At 72.8% G+C, this 11650-nt stretch carries 10 protein-coding genes; 3 read left to right on the top strand and 7 right to left on the bottom strand.

The window, feature by feature from the left end; translation table 11 throughout:
- The first annotated feature begins 1 nt into the window (after position 1).
- The 3 genes from KBB57_RS04300 to KBB57_RS04290 all read left to right on the top strand — a co-directional run bounded on the left by KBB57_RS04300 (position 2) and on the right by KBB57_RS04290 (position 4111).
- A complete protein-coding gene (locus tag KBB57_RS04300; RefSeq protein WP_290747252.1) occupies positions 2-2326 on the top strand; it encodes a PAS domain-containing sensor histidine kinase in 2325 nt (774 codons plus the stop codon).
- Entirely contained in the window at positions 2323-3723 is a 1401-nt protein-coding gene (locus KBB57_RS04295; RefSeq protein WP_290747248.1) for a sigma-54 dependent transcriptional regulator, read from the top strand. The genes KBB57_RS04300 and KBB57_RS04295 overlap by 4 nt, the downstream gene beginning before the upstream one ends.
- A gap of 88 nt (positions 3724-3811) precedes the next feature.
- Positions 3812-4111, top strand: a complete 300-nt coding sequence (locus KBB57_RS04290; RefSeq protein WP_290747246.1) for a DUF2218 domain-containing protein — start codon at positions 3812-3814, stop codon at positions 4109-4111.
- Positions 4112-4133: 22 nt separating this feature from the next.
- Here KBB57_RS04290 and ada read toward each other — a convergent pair whose 3' ends face one another.
- From ada to KBB57_RS04255, 7 genes are all read right to left on the bottom strand, one after another.
- Positions 4134-5216, bottom strand: a complete 1083-nt coding sequence (ada, locus tag KBB57_RS04285; RefSeq protein WP_290747244.1) for a bifunctional DNA-binding transcriptional regulator/O6-methylguanine-DNA methyltransferase Ada — start codon at positions 5214-5216, stop codon at positions 4134-4136.
- 93 nt (positions 5217-5309) lie between these two features.
- Entirely contained in the window at positions 5310-5621 is a 312-nt protein-coding gene (mnhG, locus tag KBB57_RS04280) for a monovalent cation/H(+) antiporter subunit G (protein WP_290747242.1), read from the bottom strand.
- Positions 5618-5899 (bottom strand): K+/H+ antiporter subunit F, encoded by a 282-nt coding sequence (locus KBB57_RS04275; protein WP_290747240.1) that lies wholly within the window; start codon positions 5897-5899, stop codon positions 5618-5620. Before KBB57_RS04275 ends, mnhG begins: the two co-directional genes overlap by 4 nt.
- Positions 5896-6381 (bottom strand): Na+/H+ antiporter subunit E, encoded by a 486-nt coding sequence (locus tag KBB57_RS04270; protein ID WP_290747238.1) that lies wholly within the window; start codon positions 6379-6381, stop codon positions 5896-5898. The genes KBB57_RS04275 and KBB57_RS04270 overlap by 4 nt, the downstream gene beginning before the upstream one ends.
- Positions 6381-8213 carry a monovalent cation/H+ antiporter subunit D gene (locus KBB57_RS04265; protein WP_290747236.1) on the bottom strand — a complete coding sequence of 611 codons (1833 nt, stop codon included), beginning with the start codon at positions 8211-8213 and terminating at the stop codon, positions 6381-6383. The genes KBB57_RS04270 and KBB57_RS04265 overlap by 1 nt, the downstream gene beginning before the upstream one ends.
- Complete coding sequence (locus tag KBB57_RS04260) at positions 8210-8572, bottom strand: Na+/H+ antiporter subunit C (RefSeq protein WP_290747234.1); 363 nt, start codon at positions 8570-8572, stop codon at positions 8210-8212. The genes KBB57_RS04265 and KBB57_RS04260 overlap by 4 nt, the downstream gene beginning before the upstream one ends.
- Positions 8572-11466, bottom strand: a complete 2895-nt coding sequence (locus KBB57_RS04255; RefSeq protein WP_290747232.1) for a monovalent cation/H+ antiporter subunit A — start codon at positions 11464-11466, stop codon at positions 8572-8574. The genes KBB57_RS04260 and KBB57_RS04255 overlap by 1 nt, the downstream gene beginning before the upstream one ends.
- Positions 11467-11650 lie beyond the last annotated feature (184 nt).

Below are 11650 nucleotides of genomic sequence, written 5' to 3'. Positions count from 1 at the left end.
AATGCGCAACGCCAACTTCGCCAACGCCAGCCTGCGCCTCGCACGCTGGAAGGATCGGCCCGCCGTCCGCATCGCCGCGGTCTGGGGCCTCTTCGCGCTCGGGCCGCTGCTCGCGCTCCTGACCTTCATCGCCTTCTCCGACCTCGCCACCCGCGAGGCGGGGCGCACGCTGCGCTTCGTGCTGCTCGCCGACTTCGTCTATGCGCTGGTGCTCGCGACCTTCATGGCGCGCCGGCTGGTCGAGATGCTGGCGATGCGCCGCTCGCAGGCGGAAGGCTCGCGCCTGCACCTGCGGCTGATGCGGGTGTTCACGCTCTTCGCGCTGGCCCCCACGCTCCTCGTCGCCGTCTTCGCCACCATCACCCTCAACTTCGGGCTCGAGGGCTGGTTCTCCGAGCGGGTGCGCAACGTCGTGGCGAACTCGCTCGCCGCGGCGCAGGCCTACGAGGACGAGCACCGCCGCACCCTCCAGGCCGACGCCAACCAGCTCGCCGGCTTCCTCGACGCGCAGAAGGAGCGCTATCCGCTGCTGACCGGCGGCCTCCTGCGCGAGCTGCTGACCCGCGGCCAGACCCAGATGCAGCGCGCGCTCCCCCGCGCCTACGTCATCGACGGCGACGGATCGCTCCGGGCGCGCGGCGAGCGCAGCTACCTCTTCGACTTCATCCCCCCGACAAGGGAGGAGATCGACCGCGCCGAGGCCGGCGAGGTCGTGGTGATCGAGGACTGGACCCACAACGAGTTCCGCGCCCTCCTGAAGCTCGACGCCTTCGCCGACCACTACCTCTACGTCAGCCGCGCGGTCGACGGGAACATCCTCAGCCTCCTCGACGAGACCCAGGCGACCGTCGGCCTCTACCAGCAGCTCGAGTCCGACCGCGGGCGGCTGCTCTTCGAGTTCGCGCTCATCTACATCGGCTTCGCGCTGGTGGTGATCCTCGGGGCGATCTGGCTGGCGCTCTGGTTCGCCGAGCGGCTGGCGCGTCCCGTCAGCCGCCTCGCCGCGGCGGCGGCGCGGGTCGGCGAGGGCGACCTCGACGTGCGCGTGCCGGAGTCGCGCAGCGACGACGAGATCGCGCTCCTCGGCCGCGCCTTCAACACCATGACCCGCCAGGTGAAGGGCCAGCGCGACGCGCTGATCGAGGCGAACATGGAGACGGAGCGGCGCCGCCGGCTCTTCGATTCCGTGCTCTCCGGCGTCACCGCCGGCGTGCTCGGCCTCGACGGCGAGGGCCGCGTCGAGCTCGTCAACGCCGCGGCGGCGCATCTCCTCGACATCGACCCCGAGGCGGTCTGGGGCCGGCCGCTCGCCGAGGCGGCGCCGGAGTTCGCCGACCTGATCGCCCGCGTCGAGGGGAGCCGCGTCGGCGTGGCGCAGGCCGAGGTGAAGCTCCGCCGCGCCGGCGCCGAGCGCGACCTCCTCGCCCGCATCGCCACCCGGCGGCCTGGCGAGGAGGAGGCCGGCGAGGAGGGCGACGTCGAGCACGGCGAGATCGAGCACGGCGAGATCGAGGGCTACGTCCTCTCCTTCGACGACGTGACCGACCTCGTCGTCGCCCAGCGCATGGCCGCCTGGGGCGACGTGGCGCGGCGCATCGCCCACGAGGTGAAGAACCCGCTGACCCCGATCCAGCTCTCCGCCGAGCGCCTCCGCCGCAAGTTCGGGCCCCTCGTCGGCGACCAGCGCGAGGCGCTGGAGCAATACGCCGACGTGATCGTGCGCCAGACCGGCGACCTGCGCCGGATCGTCGACGAGTTCTCGAAGTTCGCCCGGATGCCCGCCCCCGAGCGCGCCGAGATCGACCTCGCGCGGCTCCTCGGCGAGGCGGTGCTCCTCCAGGAGAGCGCCCGGCCCGACATCCGCTTCCGCCTCGACCGGCCGGCCGGGGCGGTCATGGCCTTCCTCGACCCGACGATGATCAACCAGGCGCTCACCAACCTCCTCAAGAACGCCGAGGAGGCGATCGAGGCCCGCGGCGAGGACGCGCCGCCGGGCGAGATCCGGGTGCGCCTCGCGCTGGAGCCGCCGGGGATCGTCATCGACATCCAGGACAACGGCTCGGGCCTGCCGGACCAGCCGGCGCGGCTCTTCGAGCCCTACGTCACCCATCGCGCCAAGGGCACCGGCCTCGGCCTGCCCATCGTCAAGAAGATCGTGGAGGAGCACGACGGGACGCTCGAGCTGACCCCGGCCCCGGTCTTCGAGGGCTCGGAGCGGCCGGGCGCCTGGGCGCGCGTCGCCTTCCCGCAGGCGGCCTCGGCGCGCGGCCGCGAAGACGGCCACGCCGCGGCCATAAGCAAGAAACTGAGAGAGAGCACGTCATGACCGATATCCTCGTCGTCGACGACGAGCGCGACATCCGCGCGCTGATCGCCGACATCCTGACGGACGAGGGCCACGGGGTCCGCATGGCCTGGGACGGCGAGACCGCGCTCGCCGAGATCGACAAGGCGGCCCCCGACCTCGTCATCCTCGACATCTGGCTGAAGGACAGCCGGATGGACGGGATCGACATCCTCAAGAAGGTCAAGCGCGACAACCCGGCGGTGCCGATCGTCATCATCTCCGGGCACGGCAACATCGAGATCGCCGTCGCCGCGATCAAGCAGGGCGCCTACGACTTCATCGAGAAGCCCTTCAACATCGACCAGCTGATGGTGGTGATCGGCCGGGCGCTGGAGGCCTCGCGGCTCCGCCGCGAGAACGCCGCGCTCAAGGAGAAGGAGACCGTCGGCCACGACATGGTCGGCGGCTCCGCGGCCTTCCGCCAGCTCAAGGGCCAGCTCGACAAGGTGGCGCGCACCAACAGCCGGGTGATGCTGACCGGCCCCGCCGGCGCCGGCAAGGAGGTGGCGGCGCGCTACCTCCACGCCCATTCCGACCGGGCGAAGGGCCCCTTCGTCGTGGTGAACTCCGCCTCGATCGGGGCCGAGCAGATGGAGGACGTGCTCTTCGGCCGCGAGGGCGCCGAGCGCGGCGTCGAGCCCGGCCTGCTCGAGCGGGCGCACACGGGCGTCCTCTTCTTCGACGAGGTGGCGGACATGCCGCCGGGGACGCAGTCGAAGATCCTCCGCGTCCTCGTCGACCAGGCCTTCCAGCGCGTCGGCGGCGGCGGGGTGGTGCGCGTCGACGTGCGCGTCGTCTCGGCGACGACGCGCGACCTCGCCCGCGAGGTCGCCGCCGGGCGCTTCCGCACCGAGCTCTACCACCGCCTGAACGTCGTCCCGGTCGCCGTCCCGGGGCTGGAGGCGCGCCGCGACGACATCCCGGCGCTGGCCAAGCACTTCCTCGACGAGCTGAACGCCGCCCAGGGCCTGCCGCTGCGCGCCCTCTCGCCCGAGGCCGAGGCCCAGCTCCAGACGATGCGCTGGCCCGGCAACGTCCGCCAGCTCCGCAACACGCTGGAGCGCGCGCTGATCCTCGGCTCCGACCTCGGGCCGATCCAGCCGGAGGACCTCGTCGCCGACGCGCCCGCCTCGGGCGCCGGCCCGGGCGCCTCCGTCGGCGCCGCCTTCGCGGGCCTCGCGCTGCGCGAGGCCCGCGAGGTGTTCGAGCGCGAGTACCTCCTCGCCCAGATCAACCGCTTCGGCGGCAACATCTCGCGGACCGCGAGCTTCGTCGGCATGGAGCGCTCCGCGCTCCACCGCAAGCTCAAGTCCCTGAACGTGCTCCCCGCCTCCCGCGGGGGCCGTTCCGAGGAGGAAGCCGAGGAGCACGCCTGACCGCGACGGACTCCCGCGCCACCGACGTTTCAACCACAGCGCCCCGCGCCGCCCTGCGGCGACGGGGCCGTCACATCCGGAGACGACAATGACCGACGCGACCGAAACCCAGCGCGCCGTGGCCGAGGTGCGCACCGCCCACGCGAAGCGCTACATGGGCCAGCTTTGCAAGCACTTCGCCCACAAGGTTCCCGCCGAGCTGGAGGAGACCTCCGGCGTCGTGCGCTTCCCCTTCGGCACCCTCCACGCCCGCGCCGAGGACGACCGCCTGATCCTCGAGGTAGAGGCCACGCCCGAGAACCTCGCCCGGATCGAGGAGGTGACCGCCAGCCACCTCGTCCGCTTCGCCTTCCGCGAGGAAATCGCCATCGACTGGCGCCCCGCCTGACCCCCCGACCCGGCGGGCCGCGTCAGCCCCCCGTGCGCTCGCGGGCCAGCAGCGCGGCCTTGCGCGCCACCCCCCAGCGATAGCCGGAGATCGCGCCCCCCGTGCGCACCACCCGGTGGCAAGGCACCACCACCCCGACCGGGTTCGCCGCGCAGGCCGTCGCCACGGCGCGCGCCGAGCCCGGCCGGCCGATCGCCGCGGCGAGGTCGGCATAGGTCGTCGTCGTCCCGCAGGGAATGTCCCTGAGCGCCTGCCACACCCGCTCCTGGAACGCGGTGCCCCGCAGGTCGAGCGGCAGCCCGCGATCCTCGCCGGGGCTCTCCACCGTCGCCGCCACGTCCGCCACCAGGGCCGCGAACCCCGGATCCGGCGCCGCGAGCGTGGCGTTCGGGAACCGCCGCGCCAGCCAGGCGGTCAGCGCGCCCTCGTCCTCGCCGAACTGCACCGCGCAGACCCCGCGCGCCGTCGCCGCCACCAGGATCGTCCCGAGCGAGGTCGCCGCGGTCGCATGGCGGATCGTCTCCCCCCGCCCGCCCTCGCGCCGCGTCGCCGGGCTCATCCCCAGCCGCGCCCCCGCCTCGGCGTAGAACCGGCTCGGCGAGCCGTAGCCCGCCCCGACGATCGCCTGCGTCACGCTCTCGCCCGCCGCCAGCCCCGCCTCCGCCCGCCGCGCCCGCAGCGCCCGCGCATAGGCCGCGGGCGTCAGCCCGGTCTGCCGGCGGAACAGCCGGTGGAAATGGTGCGGCGCATAGCCCGCCCGCGCGGCGATCGCATCCAGCCCCGGAACCGCCGCCTCGTCGGCGACCGCGGCCTCGATCATCGCGGCCGCCGCGGCCACCGCCTGCGAGGCGACGCGCCGCTCGGGCTCGGCGTCCGGCTCGCAGCGCAGGCACGCCCGCAGCCCCGCGGCCCGGGCGGCGGCCGGGTCGGGATAGAACGCGACGTTCTCCCGCTTCGGCCGCCGCGCCGGGCACGTAGGACGGCAGTAAATCCCGGTCGTGCGCACCCCGAGCACGAAGGCGCCGTCCGCCGCGGGATCGCGCGCCAGCACGGCGGCCCAGCGGGCCTCGTCATCCGAAAGGGCAGGGGCGGGAACATCGAGCATGGCGGCCTCCGGGGCGCAAGTATGGCGGAACCTCGACCCCGAGACTAGGGCAGGGGGCCTGCCCCCCGCGCCCCGCCGCTTGCGCTCAAAGCGTCACTCGTCGCGATAGATCGCCGCCCGCGCCAGCAGCATCAGCGTCACCGGCGTCGTCACCGAGACGAAGAACCCGATCAGCGCCTCGTGCAGCACCGGCCGCCCCTGCGTCACCGAGAAGACGATCATCGAGGCGATCACGATCCCGGCCGTCCCCCAGCTCGTCCCGAGCGTCGGCGCGTGGATGCGCTCGTAGAACGTCGGCAGCCGCGCCAGCCCGATCGAGCCGATCAGCGTCAGCCCGGCGCCGATCAGCAGGAAGACCGCCGCCGGGATCGCCGCCCAGAGCGGCAGGGCGTCGAGATGGCTCATTCGATCACCTCCCCCCGCATCAGGAACTTGCCCAGCGCCACCGTGGCCACGAAGCCCAGCATGGCGATCACCAGCGCCGACTCGAAGAAGAACACCGTCCCCGTGCGGATCCCCAGCGTCAGGAACAGCAGCATCGTGTCGATGTAGAGCGCGTCGAGCCCCAGCACCCGGTCCTGCGCCCGCGGCCCGCGGATGATCCGGTAGGCCGCGCAGACCATGGCGAGGGCCAGCGCCGCCAGCGCCACCGTGGTCGCGTGCGAGAGGATGGTCGCGCTCATTCGAATATCTCCTTGAGCAGGCTCGCATAACGGTCGATGACGATGTGCCGCCACTCGTCCGGGTCCGCGAGGTCGAGGACGTGCAGCAGCAGCCGGCCGCGCGCCGCGTCGTAGTCCATCCACGCAGTGCCCGGCGTCGATGTGACGATGACGGCGAGCGTCGCGAGCGCCGTCGGATCGCGCAGCGGCAGGTCGATCTCCACGAAGCCCGAGCGCCGCCGCCCGCCGCTGCCGAAGAGGCAGATCCGCGCCACCATGAGGTTCGAGCGCAGGATGTCGGCCATCACCCGCAGGAACAGCAGCGCCGCCAGGTCCCAGCGCCGGATGCGCGGGCGGGTCGGGTCGAGCGCCGCCATCGCCCGCCCGGCGACCAGAGCCACCGCCGTCCCGAGCAGCAGATGCCCGATCGAGAAGCTGTTGAGCAGCAGCCACATCACCAGGAGGCCGAGCGACAGCAGCGGATGCGGCACGATGCGCGCCATCACTCCGCGGCCTCCGTCGCCGCCGGCTGGTCCGCGGCCGGAACCTCCGGCGCCTGCGCCGGGGAATCCGGCTGCTCGACCGCCGCCCCCTCCGCCGCGACCGCCGGCGCATCGGTCTCTGAAGCTGCCCCCTCCGCCGCGGCCGCCGGCTGCCCGGGCGCGCCCGGCGCCGCCGCCGCGGCTCCGGGCTGCGCCGGCGAGGCCGGCGCTCCCTCCGGCGGCGCTCCCGGATAGAGCACCCCCCGCACATAGACGTGGGGATGGCCGAGCGCGCTCGCCGTCGCCTCCATGTAGCGCATCACCGGCGCGGCCTTGACCGTCATCGCCGCGGTCAGCGCGATCAGCAGCACCACCGGCGCGAGCTCGATCATCGGCACCCCGGGCAGCTCCTCGCGGTCCGAGGCCCAGAAGGTGCGGATGCCCTCGCGCACCAGCGCCACCAGCGCCGCGAGCCCCGAGACGATGACCAGCCCGGTGAACGCCAGCGCGATCCCCGAGATCTCGCCCGAGGCGAGGCTCCCCGAGCCCAGCGCCGCCGACAGCATGGCGAACTTCCCGAGAAAGCCGGCGAGCGGCGGCATCCCCGACAGCACCAGCGCACAGGCCATGAAGCAGAGGCCGAGCGTCGTCGTCGCGGCCGTCAGGCCCGGCCCGGTGTCCTCGCGGGTCTCCTCCTCGCCGAGCTCGTCCTCGCCGAAGCCGTAGGCCTCGGCGGTCACCGTCAGGATGCCGGCCAGCGCGCCCTGCTCGCGCTCGATCAGCTCGACCATCAGGAACAGCGCCGCGATCGCCACCGTCGAGGCGACGAGATAATAGAGCCCGGCCGCGAGGATCGCCCCGCCGCCGCCGAGCGCGGTCATGCCGACGACGGCGAGCAGCGTCCCCGACGAGACCAGCACCGAGCAGCCGGCGAGCCGCCCGAGCCCCTGGCTCGCGAGCACGCCGATCGTGCCGTAGACGATCGTCGCGAACCCGCCGGCGAGGATCACCTCCGCCCCGAGCCCGGCGAGATGCGTCGCCCCCGCGCCGAAGGCGAGCGACGAGACCCGCAGCACCACGTAGACCCCGACCTTCGACAGGATCGCGAACATCGCCGCCGAGGGCGGCGCCGCCGCCATGTAGGTCGGCGGCAGCCAGAAGCAGAGCGGCCACATCGCCGCCTTGACGAGGAACGCCACCCCGAGCACCGCCGCGCCGGCGGCGAGCAGCGGCCGGTCCGCGCCGGAGACCAGCGGCACCCGCGCGGCGAGATCGGCCATGTTGAGCGTGCCGGTCACCCCGTAGATCAGCGCGACCCCGATCAGGAACAGGAGCGAGGCGGCAAGGTTGATCGCGATGTAGTGCAGCCCCGCCCGCACCCGCATCACGCCTCCGCCGTGCAGCACCAACCCGTAGGAGGCCGCGAGCAGAACCTCGAAGAACACGAAGAGGTTGAAGAGATCTCCGGTCAGGAACGCGCCGTTCAGCCCCATCAGCAGGAACTGGAACAGCGTGTGGAAATGCGGCCCCCGCCGGTCCCAGCGCGCCGTGGCGAAGACGACCGTCGGCAGCGCCAGCAGCGCGGTGAGCAGCACCATCAGCGCCGACAGCCGGTCGAGCACCAGCACGATGGCGAAGGGCGGCGGCCAGTTGCCGAGGAGGTAGACCCCGACCTGCGCCGGGCTCGCCGCCGCCGCCTGCCCGAGGAGCCGGGTCGCCACGTAGAAGAGCGCCGCGGTGGCGAGGATGGCGATCAGCCGGCGCTGCCGCTCGTCGTAGAACAGCATCAGCGCGCCGGCGACCAGCGGGATCAGGATCGGCGCGATCAGCAGGTGGTCGGGATCGAGGATCACGGCTCGTCGCCCTCCTCGACCTCGCGCTCGACCCCGTCGACGTGGTCGGTGCCGGTCAGCCCGCGCGAGACCATCATCACCACGAGGAAGAGCGCCGTCGTCGCGAAGCTGATGACGATCGCGGTCAGCACCAGCGCCTGCGGCACCGGGTCGGCGTAGGCGGCGGGATCGACCACGCCGCCCTTCTCGAGCAGCGGCGCCGCGCCGACCCGCGGCCGGCCCATGGAGAAGATGAAGAGGTTGACCCCGTAGGACAGCAGCGCCAGCCCGACGATCACCTGGAAGGTGCGCGGCCGCAGCAGCAGCCACACCCCGGAGGCGACGAGCACGCCGATCGCAAGGGCGAGCACCGCCTCCATCAGCCCTCGCCCTCCCCCTCGGCCGGGCGGCGCGCGCGCAGCGACTGGTGGGCGATCGCCACCAGGATCAGCACCGTCGCGCCGACGACCAGCAGATAGACCCCGAGGTCGAAGAGGAGCGCGCTCGCCACCGGGACGCGGCCGATCAGCGGCAGCTCGACATACTGCGAATGCGTCGTCAGGAACGGCAGGTCGAAGAGCCAGGCCCCCACGCCCGTCCCCGCGGCGATCAGGAGCCCCACCCCCATCCAGCGCATCGGCAGGATGCGCAGCCGGTCCTCCACCTCGCGCGTCTTCATCCCGAGGTATTGCAGCAGGAAGGCGACCGCGAGCGTCACCCCCGCCGCGAACCCGCCGCCCGGCAGGTCGTGCCCGCGCAGGAACAGATAGGCCGAGAGCATGATGATCGGCGGGAACATCCACCGCATGATCACCGACGGCACCGCGAGGTAGTCGCGCAGCGTGTCGCCGCGGCTCCGCCCCTCGCGCTCGTCGTCCCGCGCGTCCTGGATCCGCTGCTGCTCCGGCAGATCCTCGCTCTCCTGCGCCGGCCGGAACCGCCGCAACAGCGCGAAGATGGTCAGCGCCACGATCCCGAGCACGGTGATCTCGCCGAAGGTGTCGAAGGCGCGGAAGTCGACGAGGATCACGTTGACGACGTTGGTCCCGCCCCCCTCCACATAGGCATGCGTCAGGAACCAGTCCGCCGCCCGCCGGTCGAGCGGCGAGCTCATCACCGCATAGGCGACCCCCGCGACCCCCACCCCGCAGGCCAGCGCGATCACCAGATCCCGCCCCCGCCGCAGCCGCGCCAGCGGGGCGGTGTCGCGCGGGATCTCCTGCAACCGCTTCGGCAGCCAGCGCAAGCCGAGCAGCAACAGCACCGTGGTCGCCACCTCGACGACCAGCTGCGTCAGCGCCAGGTCCGGCGCCGACAGCCACACGAAGCTCGCGCAGGTCACCACCCCCGCGCCGCCCAGCAGCAGCAGCGCCGCGAAGCGATGGTACTTCGCCTGCCACGCCGCCGCGACGGCGCAGGCCGCCCCCACCGCCCACAGGATCGAGAACAGCGGGTCGTAGCTCGGCGGCGTCTGCGGCTCCAGCCGGTCCGCCCCGCGCAGCATCCACGCCGCCGCGCCGAGCGCCGCGATCACCAGGATGCCGAGCTGCGGCTGGAGCCGCTCCGTGCCCAGCAGCCGGAACGCCCGCCGCGCCCAGATCCACGAGACGTTGACCAGCACCCGCTCGAAGATGCGCTGGCCCTTCAGCGCCCGCAGGACCGGCGGCCCCTCCGGCCCCGCCCCGATCCGCCGCGACGCCAGCGCATAGAGCAGCACGCCCCCCGCCAGCGCCGCGAGGCTCATCACCAGGGGCATGTTGATCCCGTGCCAGATCGCGAGGCTGTAGGACGGCGTCCGGTCCCCCAGCACCGCGACCGCGGCGTTCCGCAGGAACGGCCCGATCGTCACCGCCGGCGCCACCCCGATCGCGAGGCAGACCACCACCAGCGCCTCGACCGGCAGCCGCATCAGGAACGGCGGCTCGTGCGGCTCCTTCGGCAGGTCGGTCGCCAGCGGCCCGAAGAACACCTGATGGATGAACCGCAGCGAGTAGGCGACCGAGAAGATCGAGGCGACGAGCGCGATCCACGGCATCGACCGGTCGAGGAGCGAGCCGTCGTGGTACTCCGCCGCCTCGGCGAAGAACATCTCCTTCGACAGGAACCCGTTCAGCAGCGGCACCCCCGCCATCGCCGCCGAGGCGACGATGGCGAGCGTCGCGGTGATCGGCATGACGTGGCGCAAGCCCCCGAGCTTGCGCATGTCCCGCGTCCCGGTCTCGTGGTCGACGATCCCCGCGGCCATGAACAGCGACGCCTTGAAGACGGCATGGTTCACCACGTGGAAGATCGCCGCCACGAAGGCGAGCGGCGTGTCCATCCCGCAGAGCGCCGTCGCGAGCCCGAGATGGCTGATCGTCGAATACGCGAGCAGGCCCTTCAGGTCGTGCTGGAAGAGCGCGAGGAACGCCCCGAAGACCAGCGTCGCCAGCCCCGCCGAGGAGACGATGTAGAACCACGCCTCCGTCCCCGACAGCGCCGGCGACAGCCGGATCAGCAGGAAGACCCCCGCCTTCACCATCGTCGCCGAATGCAGGTAGGCCGAGACCGGCGTCGGCGCCGCCATCGCGTTCGGCAGCCAGAAGTGGAACGGCACCTGCGCCGACTTGGTGAAGGCCCCGAGCAGCACCAGGATCAGCGCCGGCAGGTAGAGCGGATGCGCCCGGATCACGGCGCCCGCGGCGAGCACCCGGTCGAGGTCGTAGGACCCGACGATCCGCCCGATCACCAGCACGCCGGCGAGCAGGCACAGCCCCCCGAAGGCGGTGACGATCAGCGCCATGCGCGCCCCGTCGCGCGCCGCCGGAGAGCCGGTCCAGAACCCGATGAGCAGGAACGAGAAAAGGCTGGTCAGCTCCCAGAACACCACCAGCATGACGAGGTTGCCCGAGAGCACCACCCCCGCCATCGCCCCCATGAAGGCGAGGAGGCAGGCGAAGAACCGCGTCGCCGGATCCTTCGGCGACAGGTAGTAACGGGCATAGATCACCACGAGCAGCCCGATCGCGTAGATGAGCGCGAGGAACAGCCACGCGAGCCCGTCGACCCGGATGCGCAGGTTGATCCCGAAGGTCGGCAGCCAGGCGACCGCATGGGTGGCGACGCCGCCGTCGACCACCGCCGGATAGAGCGAGATCGTCAGCAGCATCCCCGCCACCGCCACCGCTCCGGAGAGCCAGGCCTCGGGATTGCGCCCGGCCGGAATCAGCGCAGCCGCCACGCTGCCGAAGAACGGCAGGACGAGGAGCACGATGAGGGCGTTGGCCGGAATCATGTCGGCGACCTTTTCAGCGCCCGCCGGAACATGCCAGCCCGTATCGCCGGCGCCGGCCCGTCTCCCCGCCCCGTCCGCCCGGTTCCCGGCGGAGCCGCGGGAGGCGGCCAGCCCGGGGCCGGCCGCACGTCGCCCCTGAAACGCGCCGGCGTTTCAGCCCGTGGACCGCGCCGCGAGGGGGCTG

Origin of the sequence: Amaricoccus sp., from assembly GCF_017993425.1 — a bacterium.
Taxonomy (GTDB): Bacteria; Pseudomonadota; Alphaproteobacteria; order Rhodobacterales; family Rhodobacteraceae; genus Amaricoccus.
Note: the sequence above shows the minus strand (reverse complement) of the source record. Positions and strands in the feature narration are given on the sequence as shown.